This is a genomic window from Mucilaginibacter sp. P4_D1, assembly GCF_056401935.1.
On the sequence record NZ_JBFUIJ010000013.1, the window covers coordinates 61046 to 85338 of the forward strand.

The 24293-nt window shown below is 42.8% G+C and carries 27 protein-coding genes; 5 read left to right on the forward strand and 22 right to left on the reverse strand.

All coding sequences use genetic code 11. The features are described 5' to 3' along the window. Positions 1 to 54: 54 nt before the first annotated feature. The 21 genes from nuoK to AC1DV1_RS13940 all read right to left on the reverse strand — a co-directional run bounded on the left by nuoK (position 55) and on the right by AC1DV1_RS13940 (position 16351). Positions 55 to 384, reverse strand: a complete 330-nt coding sequence (nuoK, locus tag AC1DV1_RS13840) for an NADH-quinone oxidoreductase subunit NuoK (RefSeq protein ID WP_090651799.1) — start codon at positions 382 to 384, stop codon at positions 55 to 57. Beyond that, entirely contained in the window at positions 384 to 881 is a 498-nt protein-coding gene (locus AC1DV1_RS13845; RefSeq protein WP_090651869.1) for an NADH-quinone oxidoreductase subunit J family protein, read from the reverse strand. Before AC1DV1_RS13845 ends, nuoK begins: the two co-directional genes overlap by 1 nt. Before the next feature lie 60 nt (positions 882 to 941). Further along, entirely contained in the window at positions 942 to 1439 is a 498-nt protein-coding gene (locus AC1DV1_RS13850; RefSeq protein ID WP_147053380.1) for a NuoI/complex I 23 kDa subunit family protein, read from the reverse strand. A gap of 4 nt (positions 1440 to 1443) precedes the next feature. Then, positions 1444 to 2484 carry an NADH-quinone oxidoreductase subunit NuoH gene (gene nuoH / locus AC1DV1_RS13855; protein WP_477360097.1) on the reverse strand — a complete coding sequence of 347 codons (1041 nt, stop codon included), beginning with the start codon at positions 2482 to 2484 and terminating at the stop codon, positions 1444 to 1446. Next, the gene (locus AC1DV1_RS13860) at positions 2484 to 3473 is read right to left on the reverse strand and encodes an NADH-quinone oxidoreductase subunit G (protein WP_439699265.1); all 990 of its coding nucleotides are present in this window, start codon (positions 3471 to 3473) and stop codon (positions 2484 to 2486) included. Before AC1DV1_RS13860 ends, nuoH begins: the two co-directional genes overlap by 1 nt. A gap of 56 nt (positions 3474 to 3529) precedes the next feature. Beyond that, positions 3530 to 3889 (reverse strand): four helix bundle protein, encoded by a 360-nt coding sequence (locus AC1DV1_RS13865; protein WP_477360099.1) that lies wholly within the window; start codon positions 3887 to 3889, stop codon positions 3530 to 3532. Between the two features lie 42 nt (positions 3890 to 3931). Next, complete coding sequence (nuoF, locus tag AC1DV1_RS13870) at positions 3932 to 5293, reverse strand: NADH-quinone oxidoreductase subunit NuoF (protein ID WP_477360101.1); 1362 nt, start codon at positions 5291 to 5293, stop codon at positions 3932 to 3934. 4 nt (positions 5294 to 5297) lie between these two features. Then, positions 5298 to 5822: an NADH-quinone oxidoreductase subunit NuoE family protein gene (locus tag AC1DV1_RS13875; RefSeq protein ID WP_477360103.1), complete on the reverse strand. Its 525-nt coding sequence runs from the start codon at positions 5820 to 5822 to the stop codon at positions 5298 to 5300. Next, positions 5815 to 7026 (reverse strand): NADH-quinone oxidoreductase subunit D, encoded by a 1212-nt coding sequence (locus AC1DV1_RS13880; RefSeq protein WP_477360105.1) that lies wholly within the window; start codon positions 7024 to 7026, stop codon positions 5815 to 5817. The genes AC1DV1_RS13875 and AC1DV1_RS13880 overlap by 8 nt, the downstream gene beginning before the upstream one ends. 64 nt (positions 7027 to 7090) lie before the next feature. Further along, positions 7091 to 7594, reverse strand: coding sequence for an NADH-quinone oxidoreductase subunit C (locus AC1DV1_RS13885; protein WP_477360106.1), 504 nt, complete (start codon positions 7592 to 7594; stop codon positions 7091 to 7093). A gap of 2 nt (positions 7595 to 7596) precedes the next feature. Then, positions 7597 to 8139 (reverse strand): NADH-quinone oxidoreductase subunit B, encoded by a 543-nt coding sequence (locus AC1DV1_RS13890; RefSeq protein ID WP_090651791.1) that lies wholly within the window; start codon positions 8137 to 8139, stop codon positions 7597 to 7599. Between the two features lie 120 nt (positions 8140 to 8259). Then, on the reverse strand, positions 8260 to 8631 hold the full coding sequence (locus AC1DV1_RS13895; RefSeq protein ID WP_090651790.1) for an NADH-quinone oxidoreductase subunit A: 372 nt from the start codon (positions 8629 to 8631) through the stop codon (positions 8260 to 8262). Positions 8632 to 8907: 276 nt separating this feature from the next. Further along, on the reverse strand, positions 8908 to 10605 hold the full coding sequence (locus tag AC1DV1_RS13900; RefSeq protein WP_477360108.1) for a tetratricopeptide repeat protein: 1698 nt from the start codon (positions 10603 to 10605) through the stop codon (positions 8908 to 8910). Positions 10606 to 10614: 9 nt separating this feature from the next. Beyond that, on the reverse strand, positions 10615 to 11535 hold the full coding sequence (locus AC1DV1_RS13905) for a PstS family phosphate ABC transporter substrate-binding protein (RefSeq protein WP_477360110.1): 921 nt from the start codon (positions 11533 to 11535) through the stop codon (positions 10615 to 10617). Continuing rightward, positions 11525 to 11764, reverse strand: a complete 240-nt coding sequence (locus AC1DV1_RS13910; protein ID WP_477360112.1) for a hypothetical protein — start codon at positions 11762 to 11764, stop codon at positions 11525 to 11527. Before AC1DV1_RS13910 ends, AC1DV1_RS13905 begins: the two co-directional genes overlap by 11 nt. Positions 11765 to 11768: 4 nt before the next feature. Then, positions 11769 to 12599, reverse strand: a complete 831-nt coding sequence (locus AC1DV1_RS13915; protein ID WP_477360114.1) for an energy transducer TonB — start codon at positions 12597 to 12599, stop codon at positions 11769 to 11771. A 39-nt stretch (positions 12600 to 12638) separates the two neighbouring features. Beyond that, positions 12639 to 13184: an ExbD/TolR family protein gene (locus AC1DV1_RS13920; RefSeq protein ID WP_477360116.1), complete on the reverse strand. Its 546-nt coding sequence runs from the start codon at positions 13182 to 13184 to the stop codon at positions 12639 to 12641. 6 nt (positions 13185 to 13190) lie between these two features. Further along, on the reverse strand, positions 13191 to 13805 hold the full coding sequence (locus tag AC1DV1_RS13925; RefSeq protein WP_477360118.1) for an ExbD/TolR family protein: 615 nt from the start codon (positions 13803 to 13805) through the stop codon (positions 13191 to 13193). Between the two features lie 86 nt (positions 13806 to 13891). Next, positions 13892 to 14725, reverse strand: coding sequence for a MotA/TolQ/ExbB proton channel family protein (locus AC1DV1_RS13930; protein WP_477360120.1), 834 nt, complete (start codon positions 14723 to 14725; stop codon positions 13892 to 13894). A 396-nt stretch (positions 14726 to 15121) separates the two neighbouring features. Continuing rightward, positions 15122 to 15457, reverse strand: coding sequence for a translation initiation factor (locus tag AC1DV1_RS13935; RefSeq protein ID WP_477360122.1), 336 nt, complete (start codon positions 15455 to 15457; stop codon positions 15122 to 15124). Positions 15458 to 15463: 6 nt separating this feature from the next. Then, positions 15464 to 16351, reverse strand: a complete 888-nt coding sequence (locus AC1DV1_RS13940) for a diacylglycerol/lipid kinase family protein (protein ID WP_477360124.1) — start codon at positions 16349 to 16351, stop codon at positions 15464 to 15466. Between the two features lie 219 nt (positions 16352 to 16570). Between AC1DV1_RS13940 and metK the strand changes: the two genes are divergently transcribed. The 3 genes from metK (at position 16571) to AC1DV1_RS13955 (ending at position 20085) form a co-directional block, all read left to right on the forward strand. Further along, complete coding sequence (metK, locus tag AC1DV1_RS13945; protein ID WP_147053396.1) at positions 16571 to 17821, forward strand: methionine adenosyltransferase; 1251 nt, start codon at positions 16571 to 16573, stop codon at positions 17819 to 17821. 364 nt (positions 17822 to 18185) lie between these two features. Beyond that, a complete protein-coding gene (locus tag AC1DV1_RS13950; RefSeq protein ID WP_477360126.1) occupies positions 18186 to 19223 on the forward strand; it encodes a YncE family protein in 1038 nt (345 codons plus the stop codon). A gap of 412 nt (positions 19224 to 19635) precedes the next feature. Further along, the gene (locus tag AC1DV1_RS13955) at positions 19636 to 20085 is read left to right on the forward strand and encodes an SRPBCC domain-containing protein (protein WP_477360128.1); all 450 of its coding nucleotides are present in this window, start codon (positions 19636 to 19638) and stop codon (positions 20083 to 20085) included. A gap of 34 nt (positions 20086 to 20119) precedes the next feature. Here the strand turns inward: AC1DV1_RS13955 and AC1DV1_RS13960 are convergent, their stop codons facing one another. After that, the gene (locus AC1DV1_RS13960) at positions 20120 to 22336 is read right to left on the reverse strand and encodes a carbohydrate binding family 9 domain-containing protein (protein WP_477360130.1); all 2217 of its coding nucleotides are present in this window, start codon (positions 22334 to 22336) and stop codon (positions 20120 to 20122) included. A gap of 186 nt (positions 22337 to 22522) precedes the next feature. On the opposite strand from AC1DV1_RS13960, the gene AC1DV1_RS13965 reads away from it, so the two are divergent. Together AC1DV1_RS13965 and AC1DV1_RS13970 are read left to right on the forward strand one after the other, a co-directional pair. Then, complete coding sequence (locus AC1DV1_RS13965) at positions 22523 to 23572, forward strand: sensor histidine kinase (RefSeq protein WP_477360132.1); 1050 nt, start codon at positions 22523 to 22525, stop codon at positions 23570 to 23572. Further along, a complete protein-coding gene (locus tag AC1DV1_RS13970) occupies positions 23569 to 24288 on the forward strand; it encodes a LytR/AlgR family response regulator transcription factor (protein WP_477360134.1) in 720 nt (239 codons plus the stop codon). The genes AC1DV1_RS13965 and AC1DV1_RS13970 overlap by 4 nt, the downstream gene beginning before the upstream one ends. The last annotated feature ends 5 nt before the right edge of the window (positions 24289 to 24293 follow it).

Here is a 24293-nt window from a genome sequence, read left to right on the forward strand (position 1 = left end):
AAAGCGTTGAATACTCATTTTCTAATCCTCCCCCTTTAGGGGGCCGGGGGGCTGCTACCACTTCAGCCTATTCAGCACGTTAATATCTATCGAATTTGTGTTCCTATAGATCATCACGATAATAGCAAGGCCCACAGCTACTTCGGCAGCAGCCAATGCCATGATAAAAAATACGAAAACCTGGCCGGTGGCGTCGCCCCTATATACAGAAAATGCGGTTAGCAACAGATTTACCGAGTTCAGCATCAACTCAACCGACATAAATATCACGATGGCATTGCGGCGGATTAATACGCCCATCACGCCAATCGAAAAAATAATGGCACTTAACAATATGTAATGATTAAGCGGCACCGCGTGCATGGTATTTGTTAAACTTTCCATTATGTAGTTTTAGGGTCTTTTGTAGCCAGCAAAACAGCGCCTACCATTGCCGATAACAGCAATACAGACGATACTTCAAACGGCAATAAAAATTCATTAAACAATACTTTACCCAGGTTTTTCACTAACCCAAGGTCGGGGTTTTGCAATACCACCGGATTTGATGTGGCAACCAGCTTTAATGATGATGCAATTGCAACAGCAAGGATGCCGCCGCCAAATACACCGGCAATTTTTATCATAAACGGTTTAACCGGCTCGCTTTCCTTATTCAGGTTAATAAGCATCAGGGTGTACAGGAACAATACCAGGATAGCGCCCATGTACACTATAAAATTTACGATTGCCAAAAACTGGGCGTTCAGTAAAATATAGTGAATGGTGAACGTAAAAAAGGTAAGTATAAGATAAAGGATACTATGTACCGGATTTTTGGCCGAGATTACCAATATCGAAAAGAATATGGACAAAAACGCGATGAAGTAAAATGTACTCATGTTTATATTTACAAAATACCCTTGCCCTGCTTTAAGGTTGGGCAAAGGTATAAAACTTCTTTATTGATTTAAGGGTGCCTCTACTAATTTGTCTTTACCGTAAATAAAATCCTTCCTTAAATAGTCGGCAGGTACAATATCTCCGTCAAGGTAAATGGCTTCTTTAGGGCAGGCCTCTTCGCATAAGCCGCAAAAAATACAGCGCAACATGTTTATTTCGTAAACAGCAGCGTATTTTTCTTCGCGGTACAGGTGCTCTTCGCCTTTCTGGCGTTCGGCGGCCGTCATGGTAATAGCCTCAGCAGGGCATGATAAAGCGCACAAACCACAGGCAGTGCAACGTTCTTTACCATCCTCATCGCGCTTAAGCGAGTGCATGCCGCGGAAGTTTTCAGAAAACTCACGCTTCTCTTCAGGATAACTGATGGTTACCGGTTTCTTGAAAAAGTGCTTCATCGTAGTGGCCAAACCGCCAACAATGGCCGGCAGGTAAGCACGCTCCAAAAAATTGAGCGGCTTTACTTCCAATACTTTTTTCTTATTGCTTAATGATTCCATTTAATTAAAATCCAAAGTGTTTAAGTGCTGTACTCACCACACCGGTAAGCACTATGTTGGCAATAGCCAATGGTATCAATATCTTCCAGCCCAGGTCCATCAACTGATCATAACGGAAACGTGGAATTGTCCAGCGTACCCACATAAAGAAGAAGATGAACAGGAATATTTTTGCAAAAAGCACAACGGTACCAATCAGCGGGCCAATTGCAGGGCCTACATGAGCTGCAACCCAATCCATACCCGGGTAGTTATAACCGCCCCAATAAAGGGTAGCCATTACTGCCGATGAAATGAACATGTTGATATACTCTGCAAACAAATAGAAACCTAATTTCATTGATGAGTACTCCGTGTGATAACCACCTACAAGCTCGGTTTCGCACTCGGGCAAGTCAAACGGCGTCCGGTTAGTTTCGGCAAACGCGCATACTATAAATATCAAAAAACCTAATGGCTGACGGATGATATTCCAGTTCCAGCCATGTTGCTGCTCGGCAATCTCTTTCAAACTTAAAGTACCGGTAAGCATCAACAGGGCAATGATGGATAAGCCCATCGAAATTTCGTAGCTGATGTTTTGCGATGCAGCACGGATAGCTCCTAACAATGAGTATTTATTGTTTGATGCCCAGCCGCCAATCATTACGCCATAAACACCTAATGATACCACTCCGAAGATATATAATACACCAACATTGATATCAGTAACCTGCAGATCAATTGTGTGACCGCCGATAACCATTTTTTGACCCCATGGAATAACCGCCGAACCTATACAGGCCGTTAATATAGCCAGACAAGGGCCTACAATGAACAGAAAAGGTGTAGCGTTTGTTGGGATGATCTCTTCTTTCAAAAACATTTTCCCACCATCGGCAAGCGGCTGTAATATCCCCCACGGACCGGCACGGTTAGGGCCTATCCTATCCTGGAAAAACGCCGCTATTTTACGCTCGGCATAGGTTGAGTACATAGCCACAACCAAACTGATCAGGAAAATGATAACGATCAGTACAATCCTAAATATTAAATCGGTTCCCATTATAAGCGTGTATCCCTTTCAAATTGTTCTTTATTGGCTTCCAGTAATACCGGGTTGGTTTTAACAACCGGCAACGGCGTAAACTCGTAATGATTTGAGCTAATAACCGATTTGTGCGATATTTTACGCGGGCCTTCAATTACCCAATCAGCCGTTTTCTTTTTATCAAAGCGGCAGGTATTGCAAATAAACTCTTCCACCTCGCCATAAACATCTTTACGACCGGTTACCCTGATCACATCTTCACCCTTGTACCATAAAGTTACTTTACCACAGCATTTATCACAATCGCGGTGAGCATCTACAGGCTTGGTAAACCAAACACGGTTTTTAAAGCGGAAGGTTTTATCTGTTAATGCGCCTACCGGGCAAACATCAATTACGTTACCCGAAAAATCGTTATCAACAGCTTTGCTGATGTAGGTGGATATCTCAGAATGATCGCCCCTGTTCAGGATGCCGTGTAAACGGGTATTGGTGATCTGATCGGCAGTGAAAACACAACGGTAGCAAAGGATGCAACGCGTCATGTGCAGTTGAATTTTATCGCCAATATCAATTTTTTCAAAAGTACGGCGATCAAATTCGTAGCGGGTTTTAGCCGCGCCGTGTTCAAAGCCCAAATCTTGCAGGTGGCATTCGCCGGCCTGGTCGCATACCGGGCAATCCAGCGGGTGATTGATCAATAACATTTCAACCACACCTTTACGGGCCTCGATAACCTCGGGCGATGTAATGTTTTGCACCTCCATGCCATCCATAACACCTGTACGGCATGATGCTACCAGTTTTGGCATAGGGCGCGGGTCTTTTTCAGATCCTTTGGTCACCTTAACCAAACAGGTACGGCATTTACCACCACTGCCTTCCAGCTTGGAGTAATAGCACATAGCAGGCGGAACAATATCGCCACCTATCTGCCTTGCGGCATTAAGTATGCTTGTTCCTGGTTCTACTTCAACGGGTATTCCGTCTATGGTTACTTTCATCTTTTAAGTCAAAATTAAAAAGTCAAAAGTCAAAAATTACTTTTGAACGGACCTAATTATTCACTTTTAAGGTTGATGATAATAGAAGCAATGATTTTGGATATTTCATCAGCTTCATTCAGCAACTTATTTAGTTGTTCTTTTTCGTTTTGAAATACGGTATCTCTTAACAGACACAACCAATATTTCGTTTCATTAGCAGATTTAAGAGCAATAATGTAAAACTTCTTAAAATCCTTAGTCGAACTGCCCGACTTTGCCTCTATAATATTTGCCCCTACTGAAGTGCCGCTTCTCAGGAGCTGGTCAAACATTGAAAAGTGTATTCTTTCGTATTTAGCTGTTGATATGAATTGTACTAACTCTTTCGAGAACTGATAACACCTGTGTTTGATGTCATAAGGTTTTTCATTCAATGCTTCCTATTTTTGAATTTTGACTTTTTAATTTTGACTTAACTATGCCAAAACTTCCGGTTTCGGCAACGGATCAGCATAATGAGCTAAACCAAAGTTTCTTATCGTTGCTTCAGCACCATGTGTTACGTGCCATTCAAATTCATCCCTGAAGTGGCGGATAGCACTGGCTACAGGCCAGGCTGCCGCGTCACCAAGCGGGCAAATAGTATTTCCTTCAATCTTTTTAGATACATCAACCAGCAGGTCCATATCGCTCATTTTGCCATGGCCATGCTCTAAACGGTGCAATACTTTCTCCATCCATCCGGTACCTTCACGGCATGGCGAACATTGTCCGCAACTTTCGTGGTGGTAAAAACGCGTGAAGTTCCAGGTATTGCGTACTATACATTGGTCTTCGTCATAAGCTATAAAACCTCCTGAACCCATCATGGTACCACTTACAAATCCACCATCGGCTAATGATTCATAGCTCATCAGGCGTGGTTCGTTATTAATGGTTTTCAGGAACAGGTTAGCCGGCAAAATCGGTACAGATGAACCGCCCGCTACAACCGCTTTTAAGCGTTTGCCGTTGGCAATGCCACCGCAATATTCGTCGGAGTATAAAAATTCTTCAACAGGCAGGCCAAGGTCAATTTCATAAACCCCTGGCTTTTTCACATTACCACCAGCCGAGATCAGCTTGGTTCCTGTGCTGCGGCCAATGCCTAATTTAGCATATTCGTCGCCGCCTTCGTTAATGATAGGTACTACGGCGGCAATTGATTCCACATTATTTACCACTGTTGGGCAGCCATACAAACCGGCAATAGCCGGGAATGGTGGTTTAATACGCGGGTTACCTCGCTTGCCTTCCAATGATTCTAACAGGGCGGTTTCCTCTCCGCAGATGTATGCACCACCACCCGGTTGTACGTACAGCTCCAGGTCGTAGCCCGATCCTAATATGTTTTTTCCTAAAAATCCTTTTGCTTTAGCTTCCGCGATGGCCCTTTCCAGGATGCGTATCTGCGGCATCATTTCGCCACGAACGTAGATGTATGATGTTTTGGCACCCAGCGCAAAGCTGGCAACAATCATCCCCTCAATTAATAAGTGAGGGATGTAAGTCATTAAATAACGGTCTTTAAATGTACCTGGCTCCGATTCATCGGCATTACAAACCAGGTAACGTTCTACCCCCTCGGGTTTAGCCAAAAAGCTCCACTTCATGCCAGTTGGGAAACCCGCACCACCACGACCGCGTAAGCCCGATTTTTTTACCTCTTCCACAATCGCCTCGGGCGTCATGGTTTTTAAAGCTTTCTCTACAGATACATAACCACCTTTTTGGCGGTAAACATCAAATGTATTGATGCCGGGTACGTTTATATGTTCTAAAAGTAATTTGCGTCCCATTGCTTTAATTTTTTGCTTTTGCCTTTAAATCTCCAATCAGTTTATCAACCGATTGGTTAGTTAAATTCTCATAAAAAGTATATTCTGGGCCAATTTGAAGCACGGGGCCGTAACCACAGGCGGCAAGGCACTCTACGCCTCTCCAGCTAAATAAGCCATCGGCAGTAACTTCGCCTTCGGGTACACCAAGCGTTTGCTCAATATGATCCATGATTTTATCGGCGCCAACAACTCCACAGGGGCCTGTACGGCATACTTCCAATACGTATTTACCACTTGGCTTAAGCAGGTACATGGTATAAAATGTAGCAACTTCGTAAACCTCTATCGGCAATATATCCAAATAGGCTGCAACCTTATCCATAGCCTGCGGGCTTACCCAGCCAAACTCGGCCTGTACATAGTGCAGGATAGGCAACAATGCCGATTTTTGCTTACCTGCGGGATAGCGGGTAACCACGTCAGCAAATTTATTCAGCAGTTCCGGGCTAAACTCAACCGAAACCTGAGTATCTTCAACTCTAAGCATCTAACTCTCCGGCTATAACGTTTAAACTACTCATATTAATAATCGCATCTGATAATAACATACCACGGCTCATTGGCGCATACATCTGGTAATTGATAAAGCTTGGCCTGCGGAAATGCAAACGGTATGGGCTGCGCCCGCCATCGTTCACCAAATAAAAACCTAATTCGCCATTGGCACCTTCAACCGAATGATAAACCTCGGTGTTAGGGGTTGGTATCTCGCCCATCACAATTTTAAAGTGATAGATCAAGGCTTCCATATTATTATAAACTTCTTCTTTTGGAGGCAGGTAAAACTCCGGCACATCAGCATGGAAAACATCCGATGGTTCTTTGTCCAGTTTGGTTAACGCCTGGTCAATAATGCGCAGGCTTTGCCACATTTCTTCGTTGCGTACCAAAAAGCGGCTGTAAACATCGCCATTGGTGCCTACGGGCACTTCAAAATCAAAATCTTCGTATGACGAGTATGGGTTCATGGCCCTTACATCGTAATCAACACCGGTGGCACGTAATATCGGGCCTGTCCAGCTATAGGCTAAGGCATCCTCGGCGGTAACAGCAGCCACGTCTTTTGTCCTGTCGACAAAGATGCGGTTACGGTTAAACAGCGATTCAAACTCTTTTAATGTTTTAGGGAAATCAATCAAAAACTTACGCAGTTTGGCAAAAGCGATGGAGTTAAAATTCCTTTCGAAACCACCAATACGACCAATGTTTGTAGTTAAGCGGCTGCCGCAAACTTCTTCGTAAATTTCATAAATAGCCTCGCGAAACTCCATCATGTACAGGAAGCCGGTAAAAGCGCCGGTATCTACACCCAATACACCGTTACAAACAATGTGGTCGGCAATACGGGCCAGCTCCATCACAATTACGCGCAGGTAGTCAACGCGTTTTGGTGTGGTAATTCCTAACAGTTTTTCTACCGTCATGTGCCAGCCCATGTTGTTGATGGGCGATGAGCAATAGTTAAGCCTGTCGGTTAACGGGGTTATCTGGTAAAAAGGGCGGTGTTCGGCAATTTTTTCAAACGCGCGGTGAATATACCCTATGGTTGATACGCCGCTTACAATTCTTTCGCCATCCAATTGCAGCACGTTTTGAAACACACCATGGGTTGCAGGGTGCGTAGGGCCGAGGTTTAAGGTCGAGAGCTCGTTTTGCGGATCGTTATCTGTATATACAGGATGGTTTTGCATCAGTATAATTTATATTTCTTTTTATATAGTAATGCCGCATAAGGTTACCCTGTGCGGCACGTATTTATCTTCCAAAAAAGTAATCCTTCTTGTCAACACGGTTAGGATCTTCCAGCGGGAATTCCTTCCGCATCGGGAAAGCCGTCATATCGTCAACATTCAAAATACGGCGCAAATCGGGATGACCATCGAAGATCACTCCAAAAAAGTCGTAAGTTTCGCGTTCCATCCAGTTAGCGCCTTCCCATAATACGGTGGCTGTCGGGATGTATACATCGCCATCAACCAAAAATACTTTTATCCGGATACGGGTATTGGTTGTAAGGCTGTGCAAATGGTAAATAATACCAATCTGCTTTTCCTGCTCAGGGTAGTGAATCCCGGTAATATCTGTTAAAAATATAAATTTAAGGGCCGGGTCTGTCTTAAGGAAAGTTAACAGGTCAATGATCTGTTCGCGGCTTGTTTCTACAGTCAGCAAACCATAAGGTTCGCCCACTAAGGTAACCTGTTCGCCAAATTTCTCGCCGATTCTTTTTAAAAGCTCTTCGTTGGGTATCTGGGCCATTCTTATTGGATTCCGTATTTAGCTAATAATTCCTGGTATTTAGGCTCGTTCCTTCTGCGCACTGTTTCTGTTTTTACCAGCTCCTGGATGTTCATAAAACCATCAATGATAGCTTCGGGACGTGGCGGGCAGCCGGGTACATAAACATCTACCGGGATAACTTCGTCAATCCCCTGCAACACCGAGTAAGTATCAAAAATACCACCGCTTGATGCACAGGCGCCAACAGCCATAACCCAGCGGGGCTCGGCCATTTGCAGGTAAACCTGGCGCAGTACCGGGGCCATTTTTTTGGCTATGGTACCCATAACCATCAGCAAATCTGCCTGGCGTGGCGAAAAGCTTAAACGCTCGGCACCAAAACGCGAAAGATCATAGTGAGAAGCCATTGTAGCCATAAATTCAATACCGCAGCATGATGTGGCAAAAGGCAATGGCCATAGTGAGTTAGCGCGGGCCAAGCCAACCGCCTTATCAAGCGATGTGGCAAAAAAACCGGAACCTTCAACCCCCATAGGGGCATTAACTATTTGAATATCACTCATTGAATAATGTTAATAGAAAACATTACCTGACCTAACAGGTAACGAGCGCAAAATTACGTAAATAACGATGTAAAAGGTACACTATGCGTAGCCAAGGGCTATATTTAGAATTGTTCTAAACTAATCCCAGTCTAACGCGCCTTTTTTAATAACGTAGATAAAACCTAATAAGAGGGTAGCCATAAAGATGAACATCTCAATCATTCCCTGTTCGCCCATGGCTTTAAAATTAACCGCCCATGGGTACATAAAAATAACCTCGACATCAAACAATACAAACAGGATAGCTACCAGGAAATACTTGATAGAAATAGGTGTACGGGCATTACCCACAACCTCGATACCCGATTCAAAAGGTGTAAGCTTGTCTTTTGTTTTACGTTTAGGGCCAATCTTGTGTGTTACAAACATGGTAGTAACAACAAACCCTAATGCAACCAGCATTTGAAATATAATGGGCAGATAGCTACCCGGTAAACTGTGTGCTTCCATGCTGCAAATATACTAATGGATTGATAATAAAAAAGCCTTATTAGATTCAAGAGTCAAGAATCAAGAGTTAAGACAAAAAAAAATCGGGATACAGCCCCTATGACAGTGAAAGTATCAGGTAACTATCCAACTTGCGAAGTTTTCGATTGAGCGTGTTGGCTTTTTGAAGCTAACCTTAAGTCTGTTTCAAAACGGGCATAAAAAAAGGGTCAAGACCAGGAAAAGCGTTGCACTTCCTGGTCTTGACCCTTGATTCTTAACTCTTGGTTCTAAAAGCTATTTGCTTTTGCCGGCTCCGCCTGCTTTGCGGGCGAAGAAAGCTACCACCTGCTTATTAGTAGGGTCATTATCCCTCGCTTTGGTATAATTGTCTGTAGCCTTGGCCAAATCTTTATCTTTAAACTCGGCATAAGTACCTAAATAGACGTAGGCTTCTGCAAGGTTTTTCTTGGCTTTATCATCAGGTGCGCCTTTAGCAGTTACAACCTCGATGTATTTCTCATAAAAAGGCTTAGCGTAGCCAACAATGTTGTTCCTGTCTTTATCTTTCAACTCGTTAACACGGGCACGATAAATGTAGGCATCTGCGGTAGTCGGGGCTTTTTGAACCACATAGCTAAATGCGGAATCGGCCCTTGCAATTAAACTATCAGCAGTAGGCTTCTTTTCATCATAACCATAGTAATAGCTAATGCCTTCATAGAAGTAATCGCTAAGTTTTACACTGCGGCCACCTTTCTGAGTAACTAATTTATAAGCATCTCCGGCTTCAGCATACTTTTTACCGCGGAAAAGCGATTTAGCAATTTCTCCATAAACATCTGTTTGTGTAGAATCCAATGTAAGGGCTTTCCTTAAAGTGTTGATACCAGTTGAATCCTGGCCAGATGCCATTTGAATACGGCCAAGGTATAAATAATCACGGGGTACGATCCTTTTAGGATCCGCTTTTGTCATCCAGTTATTCATCGCTGTTAATGCTGTCGGATAATCCTTATTCTCGTAAGCTGCGTAAGCCTGGTAGCGGTAAGCCCTTAAGTTTGATTTTACTGATTTAACCAAATCAGCTGCAACGGGCTGTAGCTCGGCGTACTGGCCGGCGCTGATCAGGAAGTCGGCATAACGCATTTGCGATTCTGGCGACTGATCTGTAAGGCTAATATATTTTTTGTATTCCTCAACCGCTTGTTTAATTTTAGCTGATGCCATTTTAGGATCAGTTGTTGCCCAACGGTTATCTGTTTCGGCCCATTCGCGGTAAGCCGGACCATAATTAGGGTCGATGGCTAATGCATCCTGGAATTGTTTTTCAGAATCTTCGAAGTTATTAGCATATCTCCACAAAACACCGGTTGCTACTTTAGCAGCTGGGTTTTTAGGGTCGATGGTTGAGGCATCAGAATACGCCTGGTAAGCTTCGTTACTCTTTATTTGCGAAGCATAAGCATCACCTAAAGTAATTAACAGTTCTACATCCTTAGGGGCAACTACTTTACCTTTTTGCAAAACGGCGATAGCGGCGCTTGCATCGTCAACAGAAACTTTACCATCAGTAGTTACGGGCAGCAAATAAGCTTTACCTACAAATACATAAGGTTTAGCGCTTTTACCGGCAAGGGATATAGCCTGGTTAAAGTTTGTTGTTGCACCTGCTTTGTCTTTATCCAACCGGGCAACAGCGCCTAAACCGGCATAGTTCAAACCCGATTTTGGATTTACAGCAATACCTTTGTTAAATGCGGTTTTGGCAGAATCTGAGTAATCCTGTTTGATATATACCCAACCCAGGTAAAAGAAATTTTCGTCCTTATCGGCCTGTGTGGTCGTAAGGTTTTTAAGCATCGATTTGGCTTTCTGATATTGTTCGGCGTCAATAGCTTTTTTGGCGTCGGCTAGACTTTGCGCAAAAACTGATGATGAACCTATTAATACCAGTCCTAATGTTGCCTTAGCTATTTTACTGATCATTTTCATCTTATTTAGTTATAATTTACTTCTTATATTAATTTCTCTCGGTGGTATGTTGTCAGGCAATAAACCAGATCTTAAAATAATTCGCTGCCCTACATCGCCGGCTATAAAACTGGCAAATCCCAATGCTAAGCCCGTTTTGCTTGAACAATCAACGATATACAATCCCCTGCTTAAAGGGTACTGTTTTAAGACAAGCGTTTCCTGCGAAGGTTTAAAGTATTCGTTTGGAAACTTCTTATTAGCCTCGTCCTTAACGCCTACTATCTTAACATTATCTACATAGGAAGCATACTCCTTATCAGGATCAACCAACCAACTGTAACCTGTTATCCCCAAAGCATCAGGATGCGCGCTTACATATTTTATAACTTCTTTGTTTGATTTAAGCGCATAAATATTCTTTTGCTTAAATTCCTTATTACCAGACAACTCTTTCAAATACCTTACCAAACTTGAATTTGGGTTATCAAAAACAATAGTTTTATTAAGATCGCCCTGCCCATTAAGCATTTTTTTCAACTCAGCTACCGAAGTCAGCGTATCATTTGAGTTCTTATTTACAACGAGTGTCACCGCATCAACGGCAAACCGCACTATTTTAACGTCCAACTGCCGTCTTTTAATCACATTGACTTCGGCTGTATCCAAATCGCGTGAAAGTATGGCTACCCTTACACTATCGTTCAACAACAAATTTACAACATGGTTTTCAGTCAGGTATAAAACCGTTGGATCAGCATCAGGGTATCTGCTTTTAAAAACATACATCTCCTGCCCTACAATTGGTGCAAATGAATCATCAACAGCAAAAGTCACCTTACCTGATGTAAAACTATCATTAGTGATGCCCTTTACAGGTTTTTGCTTGCAAGCCTGTATCCCTATAATTAAACTAAATGCCAGAAATGTATACTTTAACCTATTCATCATCCTCATCATATTGATCTTTTTTGAACAACCTCGAAAACCTTAACCCTGCGTATACAATAATGAAGGCCCCAAAAAGAATGCGCTGATATGGCTGTAAGGATAATTGAAGCTTATCCCAAAACATAATCATTAATCCAAAAGCTATGAAGCAAATGAATACGGTAGTTCCTATAATAAGCAAAAACCGCCTTTTGGGCGATTTTTGCTCTTTATTAAAATTAATTGACATTATCTTAATTATCGGCAGCTAACGCAAAGCTTACCGGTACACTATATTGTACACGTACCGGGCGACCGTTCTGGATACCTGGCTTCCACTTTGGCGACGATTTTAGCACGCGCGTAGCTTCTGCATCAGTACCCTGGCTAAGACTCCTGGTAACTTTAATATCAGTTAACGAACCATCACGTTCCACAACGAAGGTAAGGATTACACGACCTTGCGTACCGTTTTCACGATCAACAGCCGGGTAACGGATATTTTTGCTTAAGTAGGCAATAAATTTATCCTGGCCACCCGGGAACTCTGGCAAATTTTCAACTGATGCGAAAATCTTATTAGGGTCTTCCTCAACAACTTGTTTAATATCCGAGTTACCTACCGGTTCGTCAATCCTGATATCAGCGTTAGGATCACCTTTCTGGTCTTTCTGACCTGGGTCGGCTACCTGAAGTTCCTTAACTGTTGGCGGATCTTTTTCCTTAACCTCGTTATCTGGTTTTACAACCGGAGGCGGAAAACGAACCTGGTCAACTTTTGGTTTTGGCGGTTCTGGTGGCGGCGGAGGTGGTTTTTTGGTTTGATCCACCGGTGGTGGCGGTAACAGCACTACGTCTGTTATCTTTACTTTTTCATCAGCTTTTGGAATCAAGCCTTTCAGCTTGTTGATTATAGTAGGTAAAGAAATTATAAATACAAACAATATAATGGCAATTACAAGCGCCCTGTTCGTATTTTTCGCATTATCCTTTCTCAGTTCATAAGCACCGTATGCTTTGTTCCTGCTACTAAAAACAACGTCGATCCATTTCTGATCTAATATGTCTAATTTTGATCCAAACATTTTTTGTCAGGCTTTAATGTTAGTTAACGTTATCTATTATTATTTGTTATCGTTGTAAAGATTTTCTCTTTTCAGCAACTCAACTTCTGGTGCTGAGATATCAACAATACCATACATTTGTATATTGGTAATGTTAATTTCATCCATTACGCTAACCATGTTTTTGTATTTTGATTTATCACTCGGTTTTATTACAACAAACATAGCTTTACCTGTTGATTGTTGTACATCTTTACCTTTTTCAACCAGCAATTTGCGTAAGCCATCCGGTCCGTAGCCGATAACTTCGGGTGCCGATTTGCCTGGTTCACCAATGTACCACTCCAGTTTATCATTGCTACCCAATAAAAGGGTTAATGAACGCGAAGCAGCAATAGGCAACTGATCTTTAGTTTTCTCATCCTTATCAGGCATTACAAGGTCCATCGCTTTAGGCTTGGCCAATGTGGTTGTCATGATAAAGAACGTGATTAATAAGAAAGCCAGATCCACCATCGCGGTTAAATCTATACGGGTTGATTGCTTTTTACTTCTAACCTTCCCGCCTTTATGTTTCCCTCCCCCGGAGGTATCTAATTCTGCCATGATTTCTTATTTTTTTGCGCCGCCACTAATTGAGGTTATTAAACTAAACTTATTAAGTTTTTGCTTTTGCAAAATCCCAATAACATCCTTTATAACAGGGTAGTCTTCCTTGCTGTCGCCTTTTATAGCTATACGCATCTGTACGTTATGCAGCGATGCTGTAGCTTTACGAGCTTCGCGGACCCAGTTAAACAATTCATTACTTACCGAATCTCTTGGGATGCCTGGCTGAGCAAACTGTCTTTGCTGTTCTGATGACAAACTAAGGAATTGATGCATATTCGCAATCGGTACACCGAAAGACTCTATACCCGCAAACTTTTTCATTTCCTCCGGTGTAAAAGTCTGTTTATAAATCGCTCCCACTTTCTCTAAAGTTTCTTTGCGAAGATCTGTTCCCTCGATGCCGAAGAAAGCCTTGTTATGACCCACAGTTATCGTTGCAAAATTCTCATCAGGAACAGGCACTTGAATAGAAGACCTTGGTACATCGATTGGAACCGGATCGTCGGTTCTTGGTTTTGCTGTTAATATAAAGAAAGTTAGCAGCAGGAACGCCACGTCGCACATGGCGGTCATGTCGATTGCTGTACTCTTTCTTGGAACTTTTATCCTTGCCATATTAAAATTTATTTAAAAATATATAGTGTATAATGTTTTTAAACCCTACCGGCGTTATCTACACCTGCAGGTTCACTACTATATTCTTATTTGTTTTTATGTGACGAAGCAAATGTTTGTACGATGCTGAAACCAGTTTCGTCAATAGCGTAAGTCAGTTTATCAATTTTTGATGTAAATACGTTGTACATGATAATTGAGATAGCTGAAGTACTGATACCTAAAGCTGTGTTAATCAAAGCTTCAGAAATGTGTGCCGAAAGTTCAGAAGGGTTTGGTGCACCGGCAGCTGCTAATGTAGAGAACGCTCCGATCATACCGATTACCGTACCTAACAAACCGGTTAATGTACCGATAGATACTAATGTAGCGATGATAGTTAAGTTTTGCTCTAACATTGGCATTTCTAAAGCTGTTGCTTCTTCGATGTCTTTTTGGATAGCTAATGTTTTTTGGTCAACATCAAGGTTTGGTTCTGCTTCCATTTCGCCATATTTTTTCAATGCCGATTTGATAACCGCTGCTACCGAACCTTTTTGTTTATCGCACTCTGCAGCAGCAGCAGCGATGTTACCTGAATTTAAAGAAGCCTGTACTTTCCTTACGAAAGAATCCACACTTCCTGTACCTGAAGCCTTGCTAATTACCACAAAGCGCTCGATAGAGAAAACGATAACCATTAATAAGAAGGACATGATTAAAGGTACAATCACACCACCTTTGTGTACAGTGCCGAAGATATCTGCTGGGGTACCTGCAACATCTCCACCCTTGAAGTGGCTTGGATCGCCAAGGATGAAAATATATATGCAAATTGCTACTACTATACAAATAGGGATAGTTAGAGAAGCAAACATGCCAGATGCACTTGAGCTTTCTTTTTTAACAGGAGTAGTTGGTTTTGTTGGTGCGTTTGCCATTACTTTTAAATTTTTAGTTTTAGTTTTTGTTTATGTTATAAGTTAGTTAAATGTGCTCTTAAATGCGAATAACAAAAATAGAATTTTCTTTAAATAAAAAAACCATTTATATTATTCTTTACAATTTTTTAATACCAAATTACATTTTGTGTGCGATTGGATATAAATAACGTAATACCAATAAAATATTGTGTGTTGCCACTACAATTATTTGCAATGAAAACCATTTTTTTTAATATTATCAAGCAATAGTGATAAAATTTATGCTACTATTTCGTTACACATATATTATGCGCTATAATTGGTGTGGCACAACGGCCGCTTTTTTACGCTGTTTCAGTGTATAAAATACGCTATGAACCAGCTTAATATATAGGCTATGAAGCATTTAGGCAACTATCCGCCTGCTTTTTTTGCTTTATAGCCATCGGTTTGTAACAGGCCGAGGATTTTATCCCTAAAATCGCCCTGTATCAATATCTCGCCATCTTTTACCGAACCGCCCACCCCACATTTTGTTTTTAATTTTTTGCCAATGGCCTCCAAATCGGCATCTGCGCCTATAAAACCGCTCACCCTGGTTACAAGCTTGCTGCCGCCTTTACGATCAAGGTAGATTTTTAGATTTTGTTGTTGCGGAGGCAGTGTTTGCGCATCCGGTCCTCCGTTTTCCCGGTATTCAAAATCAGGGTCGGTTGAATAAACTACTCCTGTAAAATTCTTTTTTGCCATGATTATTTAGTTTTGATAGCTGGCTCCTACTATAACCTTCAGCGAATTTGGTTTTATATTAATATGTAAATCGGCAGCCATTACCTGCGGCTCGCCATCCAGGTGTATCGGCCCGGGGCCTGTTCTTTTAATATGGATGTCCCTTCCCTTTATAATTTCGATATACCGGCTTGCCTCAATTGTTTTGAGCATTAACCGCGCGCCAATCTCGGGCAGGCGCCAAACCGGGAATTTGCTGATTATACAAACGTCAAGCAAACCATCCTGCACAGATGCCCTGGGGGCTACATGCACATCATTACCCCATTGCGATGAATTGGCAATGCTTATAATAAAGGCATCGCGTTCATATTTTTTACCATCAATCTCCAGGCTGTACTTTTCGGGCTTATAGCTCATAATCTCCTGCATGCTCGATTTAATGTACGTTAAAAAGCCCCGCTTTTTACCATGCGAAAACACTTCGGCTATATGGGCATCAAACCCCATGCCCGCCATGTTAAAAAAAGGCTGTCCGTTCATCAATCCCGAATCGATTGTTTCAACCCTATACCCCCCTAACGCCTTTATTGATGCCACAGTATCCATGGGTATCCCTAAAAAACGCGCCAGGCCATTACCCGAACCAAATGGCACAACACCCAATGCGGTAGTACTCCCTACTATGGCCGACGAAATTTCGTTCACGGTACCATCCCCACCTACTGCTGCTACTACATCAACCTTACCGGCGGCATCTGCGGCTATTTGCTGCGCATGCGAAACCCCATCTGTAAATATTATATGGTAATCAAAAACATTTTTATCAAGGTGTTGATCTATCAGCTCCGGCACACCATCCTTCTTCTTGCCCCCTGCAATGGGGTTTATTATAAATAACGCTTTATGTTTCAATTATCTGTTATTATTTAAAGTATCAAAAGTAAATGTATTTTCGGCTTTGTAAAATTTGTTTTATTTTTGCAATCCGAAAGTGGACTGATTTAACGCCCTTTGTATAAAAGGTAAGGATTGCAACCACGTAAAAAAGTGCTAATACCCATGCTTCTTTTTACTACGATCCCTCAAAAATCCCCGCTCGGCTGTTTTACGTTAATTGTATAAAAAATTTATATGCCATATTTATTTACCTCTGAGTCCGTATCAGAAGGACACCCGGATAAAGTTGCCGACCAGATCTCAGACGCGCTGATTGATCATTTTTTAGCATTCGACCCTAACTCAAAAGTAGCCTGCGAAACACTGGTAACCACCGGGCAGGTAATTTTAGCCGGCGAAGTAAAATCAAAAGCCTATTTAGATGTACAGAAAATAGCCCGCGAGGTGATCAACAAAATTGGCTACACCAAAGGCGAATATATGTTTGATGGCAGTTCATGCGGTGTGCTATCGGCTATTCATGAGCAATCGCCAGATATTAACCAGGGTGTTGAACGCAAGGCCCCCGAAGAGCAAGGCGCTGGCGACCAGGGCATGATGTTTGGCTATGCCACTAACGAAACTGACAACTATATGCCCCTGGCATTGGATATTGCCCACGCTTTATTGATAGAACTTGCCGCCATCCGCCGCGAAAATAGCGAGATCAAATACCTTCGCCCGGATGCAAAATCGCAGGTAACTTTAGAGTATAGCGATGATAACCAGCCACAACGTATAGATGCCATCGTAATATCAACTCAACACGATGATTTTGACGAAGAAACTGCTATGTTGGCCAAAATCAGCGCAGATATCATCAGCATCCTCATCCCTCGTGTTAAAGCGAAGTATCCAAAATACGCCCACTTTTTTAACGACCAGATTAAGTACCACATTAACCCAACCGGCAAATTTGTGATAGGTGGGCCGCATGGCGATACCGGTTTAACAGGCCGTAAAATTATTGTGGATACCTATGGTGGTAAAGGCGCACACGGTGGCGGTGCTTTTTCTGGCAAAGATCCTTCAAAGGTTGACCGTTCTGCCGCTTACGCAACCCGCCACATTGCCAAAAACCTGGTAGCTGCCGGTGTTTGCAGCGAAGTACTGGTACAGGTATCATACGCCATTGGCGTTGCCCAGCCCATGGGTATTTACGTAAACACTTACGGCACTGCCAAAGTTGCTTTACACGATGGCGAGATAGCAAACAAAGTAGAAGAGGTATTTAACATGACCCCTTACGCTATTGAAACCCGTTTTAAACTGCGTAACCCTATTTACAGCGAAACAGCGGCTTACGGCCACTTTGGTAAACCAAGCGAAACCGTAACCAAAACCTTTATTGCCCATGACGGCAGCGAACTGGTACGCGAAGTGGAGTTGTTTACCTGGGAAAAACTGGATTATGTTGATAAAGTGAAAGCCGCCTTCGGCTTGTAATCTTTTAAAMAAAAATAATAGAAAAAGAGCGACTGGTGTAAACCGGTCGCTCTTTTTTTTGCCAAAAGAATGTTTTTAGGCGTATCCCTCCTTTGGTCGGGCCGGGCTTTATGCTCATACTGCACAGGCCTTAACCACGCAGGCCGGTATCCGCGCCAATCCCTTACGCGTTTACATACTATTCCTTTTAATTAATTTGATAGCACGAAGCCCTCCCCTTGTTAATCGGTTTAGCAGTTTCCYCCTTTTGTCAATGTAACGGGTTACATCACTTTTTTTTCAAAACATTTGGCATGCCGTTTCTTTTCCAATATCCAACATTTCTACAGAATCAAACAGGTAGATTGCATAAAATCAATTAATTATGAAAAGTGCTAAACTTATACCCGGATTGGCCTTTATGGCTATTTTAATAATTGCTAAACCGATTTATACCCAGGCCCAACAAAAAACAGGCTTCCATATGTTAAAAAGCTTCCCCATAAAAAGCCCCGGTGGCTGGGATTATATTACTGTAGATGGAGCCAATAAACGTATTTATACGTCGCATGGCAATCAGGTTAATATCTTATCAACTTCCGGCGATTCTATTGGCTATGTTCCAAATACCCCGGGTGTTCACGGAATTGCACTGGTTAATACTTTAAATAAGGGTTACATCAGCGCAGGCCGTGCCAATAAAGTAATTGTTTTTGATTTAACCACCTTAAAGGTTTTAAATGAAATAGCCGTAGGCACCAACCCCGACGCTATATTTTATGAACCTTTTGCAAAAAAAGTGTACACGTTTAATGGCCGTAGTAAAGATGCTACAGTTATTGATGTAGCTACCGATAAAGTTGTGGCTACCATCCCGCTGGATGCCAAACCCGAAACCGGCGTATCTGACGGCAAAGGAAAAGTATTTGTAAATGCCGAAACTACCAACGAAGTGGTTGTGATAAACGCTACTACCTTAAAAGTAGAGGCCCGTTATAAAATTGAAGGCGGCGATGAACCGTCGGGTTTAGATATCGACCGTGTTACCAATCGCCTGTTTATTGGTTGCGGCGGCAACAGCACCATGGTGGTAATGGACGCCGCCAATGGTAAAAACTTAGCCAAATTCCCGATAGGCGGTTGCGACGGGCTGGTGTTTGATCCTAAACTAAAATTAGCCTATGCCTCAAACGGCGAGGGAACTATTAGCGTGGTAAAAGAGCTTAGCGCCGATAAATTTGAGTTTGTAGAAAACATCCCGACCGAACCCAGCGCCCGTACCATCGGCATCGACCTGTTAACCCACAAACTGTACCTGCCTGCCGCCAAAACAGAGCAAGGTATGGTAACTGCCGAAAACCCAAAGCCGCGCCCAAAACAAGTGACTGGCTCGTTCCATATTATCGAAGTTGGGAAAAACTGATTTATTTAAGGAGTAGTGATTAATGGAGTAAAGAACGCCGATTTTATTTAAAAGTTTAATTAAACACTGGAGTTGTGGTAGTTAGTTGAAGTACAGCGTGGGGTTTGATATTTAATGCCTACCCTCCTCGTGTTATTTCAACCTTAAGTTTCATATCTGGAAAACAGCGAAAACATGGTTAACATGTGTTAACCATATTTTTGCTGTAAAAAACTGATTATAAATGACTTAAGCAAAAAATAAATCAAAATTATGTTAAGTTATGTTAACCCTGTTTACATGCGTTTACCAGTTTTAGCGTCAATTTACCCATAACACAACATTCGTCTGTATCAACACCCCAAATTGTCGCTTTTGCCCCTTGAACCCTGTTAAATATTACCCATTTTTGAGGTAACCAAAACACACCAAAATGGAAAGTCCGACATTCAATATCGAGATCAATGCATCACCCCAAAAGGTTTGGGACGTACTTTTTACCGATGCTAATTACCCCAAGTGGACTGCAGTTTTTTGCGAAGGCTCGCACGCCGTTACCGACTGGAAAGAAGGCAGCAAGGCTTTATTTTTAGATCATAAAGGATCGGGGATGGTAGGCTTGATAGATAAGGCCATCCCAAATGAATTTCTGGCGATAAAAGGCATTGGCGAAATAGTTAATGGTATCGAGAATTATGACAGCAGCGGCGCCAAGGTATGCAGAGGTTCGTTAGAAGAATATACCCTCAAAATCAACAACGGCAAAACCCTGCTTACCATTCAACTTAGCGGCGGCAATTTCCCTAAAGATATAATCGCCTTTTTTAAGGATGTTTGGCCTAAGGCACTGGATATTGTAAAAACGATTGCGGAGGCAGAATGATATTGTTCATTTCAAAACCGGCAGACTTTATCCTTTATATCTGCCTGATATAAGTAAGCTTCATGATACCTCCCTGCTGTCGCTGCGGAATTACGAATGGGGTTTTATAGTAATTATTAACGCTGTTTACCACCAGGTAAATGAACGATAGCGGCCTGTATTCCCAGGAGAAGCGGGCATTTAACGATCCGTTACGGGCATCAGTATTGTATTGGTAAAAGGCTGAGAGCAACATTTTGGGATTTGCAGCTACCCGCAATTCGGGCGCTAACAGGTGGGTAGTGGTTGATACCTGGTTTATGCCCACATTTTTAAAATCGTTGCGGGTGTAGCTCATTACCAGCGATAGCCGGGGCACGGGGGCAGCACGTAACGATAAATAATAACTATTAAGCCTGCCATTATAATAGCCGCCTGTACTCAACCGGGTTTCGGCGCTAAAGGGCGCTGCGGCATTGGTAATGCCATAAAATTCGTACCGGTTAAAGTGATAATTGGCCGCGGCTATGTCAACATTCCGCACCGGCTGAAAATTATCTGTCAGGTTCTCCCACGAACTGGTGATACTAAAATCAAGGTGCGATTGATTGGTAAAAAACAATTGCAGCGGCATCACCACTACGCTGGCCTCCTGGAATTTACCGCTTGATGCCTCATGGTAAATATCGGCAGTAAATTGCGGGCTAAAAAACTGTACATTTTTGGGGAACCATTTTTTATGCATAAAAACATACAGCGTGGGTTGTGTATTGATAAAATTGTCCCTGGCGGTAAAGCCGGTTTGTGCCTGGTAACCTTTAGATACAGCAGTTTGAAACCAATCGATAAAAAAGTGTGTAGCCGAGTAGTTAAATTCGGCGAAGGCGGCAGGCCCCTTTTGCCCGCTTAGCGAGTTGCCCGAATAGGATGCCATCCCCCTTATAAATAACGGCTGGCTTACCTGCCAAAAAGCATCCACCACCTCGACAGGGTTAACAGATGCGGGCTGATTTAAGCCGGCAAAGTTTTGCCGCAATACCTCCATCGCCCCCAGTTGCAAACTTTGGCTAACGCTTCTTTTGTACCTGAAAACGCCAAACAACGCCCCGTTTTCGGTAGTATCGCCATTTTGTTTCATCACCAGTACTCCGGCAGACTGTTTGTTATCCTGGTGAATAAACCTTAAGCCGCCATTGATGGTTAAAGGCGAGCCATTATCGCTCAACCCTATCCTTCTGCTAAAAAACGGCTGAATAATGCTGTTTTGACCTACCGAAAACAAGCTTGAATTCTCTAAAAAGAACTGCCGTTTTTCGGGAAAGAAAACGCTCGACCTGCTCAGGTTAACTACCTGCTTATCCACATCGGCCTGGGCAAAATCGGTATTAATGGTACCTTCAAGCAGGGTGTTGGAGTTGATGGCATACTTAATTTCGCCGCCAAACTCGGGTTTGTAACGCGGCTTGTTATCATCCGCACGACTGGCATTTACCAAAGCATAAGGCTCAATCCGTAAATTGAAGCTGGCTTCCGGGGGCACTATGTTAGTAAGAATGCCGCCGTAAGCCAGCTGGGTTTCGCTAAAAGCCTGCGGCCAGGGCGACCAGCCGTTGGTTTCGCCAATAAACCGGATGTTGCGGGCAAAGTTAATGCTCCACTCTGTTGAGTTTTTTGGATACCGCAATGAAGTAAACGGAATGGCCACTTCGGTTGTCCATGAATGTTCCTGTATTTTACTGGCGGCCTGCCATACCGCATCCCATTTATAGTCGTAACTAAAATCGGCATAGTGCATAATATCCATTTGCGTGCCATAGGGCGTTACACTAAACGTCATTACCGGCATGCGCGGATCTTTAAAAGGATCAATCAGGATTTCAAAAAGCTCGTTATTGCTGTAGCTGAAATCGCGGCGCAAATCCTGAACCTGGAGGCTTTTCTTCCCCGGCGGAAAATCACAGCGGGCGCTGATGTAGATATTTTTGTCGTCATACAACAACCTAACCTCGGTATCGTAGGTAGCTTTATCCCCCTGCCGTGGGTAGGCCGTGGTAAAATGAGCAGCTACCGGTGCGTTATTCCACGCGGCCTCATCGGGTATACCATCAATATTTATTGGCCCGGTAATGCGTGTGGCCTGCAAATGCGGGCGGCTTGCTACCGGCAGCGGGGCAAACGCGTCCTGTGCATATAACTGTTGTAAACCGGTTACCGTAAGTATTACCAATAAACACAAACTCCTGCTAAATCTTGCAGCCTTAAAAATTTTCATGCCCCAAATAAATGGAGCTAAAACCTTCTATTTTGTACTTTTAGACGTACTGCCGCTTATATGCCGCCGATACACCTTTGCCGGGCTTAAACCCGTTAAAGGGGGTAAACGTATAATTAACAGCTTAAAAAAGGGTATTTGTCGAAAAAACCGGCACAAATAGCTTAGAATGTTCAATTTTACAACATGCAAAAAAACAGGCAGATACCATACCAGGCTATAACACGGCACCTGCTGTTTTGGCTGGCCTATATCCTGTACCAATGTGTAAACAATGGTTGGGAAGATAAGGATGTATTTGCTTTTAAGCTTGATCCGCAGTTGTCAACAAGCGTTCCTATTTGCATGCTGGTTACTTATTTAAACCTGTATGTGCTGATGCCGCTATTTTATTATCCTCAAAAGTATATTCAGTACGCCATGGGGATGGTGGTGTTAATATTAATTGGTGGTTTGCTGCCGCGCTTTTTTGCTTACGCCATTTGGGTACCCTGGGATAAAATTCATGACCCGGCTATGTTTAAAATGGAAAAAACAGATTTCTGGATTCCGGTACGCATCTTCAAAAATGCGGCGGGCAATGCTCCTGTCCTGTTTATTGCCATGCTTATTAAGCTTATGCGTAATGCATATCAGCAAGAAAAAAACATGCGCGAAATGGAGAAGGAAAAATTTAACGCCGAAATGGGGCTGCTAAAAGCGCAAATAAACCCGCATTTTTTTTTCAATACACTAAATACACTTTATGCGCTTACACTAAAGGGCAGCGAACAGGCATCAAAAGTGGTGCTTCGCCTATCGGATCTGATGCATTATATGTTGTACGAAGCAAGCGAAAACAAGGTATTGCTACAGGACGAGATCAAACACCTGGAAAGCTATATTGGTATTGAGCAAATGCGCTTTGCCGACAGGCTTGAATTATCGTTCCAATACTCGGGCGATATTGCCGGCAAAATGATAGCCCCGCTTTTGTTGTTGCCTTTTGTTGAAAATGCTTTTAAACACAGCCTTGCCGAAAGCGATGGCTGGATAACCATTAACCTGAAAGTTACCGGGAACCGGTTGTATTTAAAGGTAGAAAACAGTTATCAACCGTTGCCCAAACCGGATAATTATGGACTTGGGCTTAAAAATGTTAAACGGCGACTGGAGCTAACTTACCCGGACCACTATGAGCTTGTACTAAACCAAAACAATGGCATTTTTGAGGCCGACCTGAAACTTGACCTATGAAACCTATAAACTGTATCATAGCCGACGACGAGGAGCTTGCCCGCGAAATTATGCAAAACCATGTAAGCAAACTCCACAACTTAAACCCGGTTGCCATTTGCGCCAATGGCATGGAGGTTTACAACGCACTTAAAGCAAACAACGTGGACCTGGTGTTTTTAGATATCCAGATGCCTCAATTAACCGGCATCGAGCTGTTGCGCACCCTTAAAAACCCGCCGCCGGTTATCATGACAACGGCCTACCGCGAGTTTGCACTGGAAGGTTACGAACTTAATGTGATTGATTACCTGCTGAAACCCGTATCATTTGAACGCTTTTTAAAAGCTGTTGATAAATTCATCAACGCCAAAACACCCGAGGTAATAAGCCTGCCCGCACCACTTCAACCATCAAAGCCCGATCAGCATGCTTTTATTTATGTAAAGGCCGATAAAAAAATGGTGCGGTTGCTACTCAAAGATATCCTGTACATTGAAGGCCTGAAGGATTATGTAAAAATACATACTACAGATAAACCCGTTATTACCTACCAAACCCTTGGCTACCTGGAAGAAAAACTTTCGGCCAATTACTTCATCCGCGTACATCGTTCTTACATAATTTCCATCAACCATATTAATGCCTATACGGGCAGCCATATTGAAATTGGCAAGCAAAGTATCCCAATCGGTAGCTCATACGCCAAAGAGGTGTTGGGCAAACTGGAGGGTTAAACGCC

What these genes read in the sequence shown, in the direction of transcription:
- AC1DV1_RS13895 (WP_090651790.1), bottom strand. Translation starts at nt 8,631, where the DNA reads ATGGAAGCACACAGTTTACCGGGTAGCTATCTGCCCATTATATTTCAA.
- AC1DV1_RS13920 (WP_477360116.1), bottom strand. Translation starts at nt 13,184, where the DNA reads ATGGCAGAATTAGATACCTCCGGGGGAGGGAAACATAAAGGCGGGAAG.
- AC1DV1_RS13950 (WP_477360126.1), top strand. Translation starts at nt 18,186, where the DNA reads ATGAAAAGTGCTAAACTTATACCCGGATTGGCCTTTATGGCTATTTTA.
- AC1DV1_RS13910 (WP_477360112.1), bottom strand. Translation starts at nt 11,764, where the DNA reads ATGTCAATTAATTTTAATAAAGAGCAAAAATCGCCCAAAAGGCGGTTT.
- AC1DV1_RS13960 (WP_477360130.1), bottom strand. Translation starts at nt 22,336, where the DNA reads ATGAAAATTTTTAAGGCTGCAAGATTTAGCAGGAGTTTGTGTTTATTG.
- AC1DV1_RS13900 (WP_477360108.1), bottom strand. Translation starts at nt 10,605, where the DNA reads ATGAAAATGATCAGTAAAATAGCTAAGGCAACATTAGGACTGGTATTA.
- AC1DV1_RS13955 (WP_477360128.1), top strand. Translation starts at nt 19,636, where the DNA reads ATGGAAAGTCCGACATTCAATATCGAGATCAATGCATCACCCCAAAAG.
- AC1DV1_RS13970 (WP_477360134.1), top strand. Translation starts at nt 23,569, where the DNA reads ATGAAACCTATAAACTGTATCATAGCCGACGACGAGGAGCTTGCCCGC.
- nuoF (WP_477360101.1), bottom strand. Translation starts at nt 5,293, where the DNA reads ATGGGACGCAAATTACTTTTAGAACATATAAACGTACCCGGCATCAAT.
- AC1DV1_RS13930 (WP_477360120.1), bottom strand. Translation starts at nt 14,725, where the DNA reads ATGGCAAACGCACCAACAAAACCAACTACTCCTGTTAAAAAAGAAAGC.
- AC1DV1_RS13890 (WP_090651791.1), bottom strand. Translation starts at nt 8,139, where the DNA reads ATGAGTGATATTCAAATAGTTAATGCCCCTATGGGGGTTGAAGGTTCC.
- AC1DV1_RS13875 (WP_477360103.1), bottom strand. Translation starts at nt 5,822, where the DNA reads ATGCTTAGAGTTGAAGATACTCAGGTTTCGGTTGAGTTTAGCCCGGAA.
- AC1DV1_RS13935 (WP_477360122.1), bottom strand. Translation starts at nt 15,457, where the DNA reads ATGGCAAAAAAGAATTTTACAGGAGTAGTTTATTCAACCGACCCTGAT.
- AC1DV1_RS13885 (WP_477360106.1), bottom strand. Translation starts at nt 7,594, where the DNA reads ATGGCCCAGATACCCAACGAAGAGCTTTTAAAAAGAATCGGCGAGAAA.
- nuoH (WP_477360097.1), bottom strand. Translation starts at nt 2,484, where the DNA reads ATGGGAACCGATTTAATATTTAGGATTGTACTGATCGTTATCATTTTC.
- AC1DV1_RS13965 (WP_477360132.1), top strand. Translation starts at nt 22,523, where the DNA reads ATGCAAAAAAACAGGCAGATACCATACCAGGCTATAACACGGCACCTG.
- AC1DV1_RS13905 (WP_477360110.1), bottom strand. Translation starts at nt 11,535, where the DNA reads ATGATGAATAGGTTAAAGTATACATTTCTGGCATTTAGTTTAATTATA.
- nuoK (WP_090651799.1), bottom strand. Translation starts at nt 384, where the DNA reads ATGGAAAGTTTAACAAATACCATGCACGCGGTGCCGCTTAATCATTAC.
- AC1DV1_RS13925 (WP_477360118.1), bottom strand. Translation starts at nt 13,805, where the DNA reads ATGGCAAGGATAAAAGTTCCAAGAAAGAGTACAGCAATCGACATGACC.
- AC1DV1_RS13880 (WP_477360105.1), bottom strand. Translation starts at nt 7,026, where the DNA reads ATGCAAAACCATCCTGTATATACAGATAACGATCCGCAAAACGAGCTC.
- AC1DV1_RS13860 (WP_439699265.1), bottom strand. Translation starts at nt 3,473, where the DNA reads ATGAAAGTAACCATAGACGGAATACCCGTTGAAGTAGAACCAGGAACA.
- AC1DV1_RS13915 (WP_477360114.1), bottom strand. Translation starts at nt 12,599, where the DNA reads ATGTTTGGATCAAAATTAGACATATTAGATCAGAAATGGATCGACGTT.
- AC1DV1_RS13845 (WP_090651869.1), bottom strand. Translation starts at nt 881, where the DNA reads ATGAGTACATTTTACTTCATCGCGTTTTTGTCCATATTCTTTTCGATA.
- metK (WP_147053396.1), top strand. Translation starts at nt 16,571, where the DNA reads ATGCCATATTTATTTACCTCTGAGTCCGTATCAGAAGGACACCCGGAT.
- AC1DV1_RS13850 (WP_147053380.1), bottom strand. Translation starts at nt 1,439, where the DNA reads ATGGAATCATTAAGCAATAAGAAAAAAGTATTGGAAGTAAAGCCGCTC.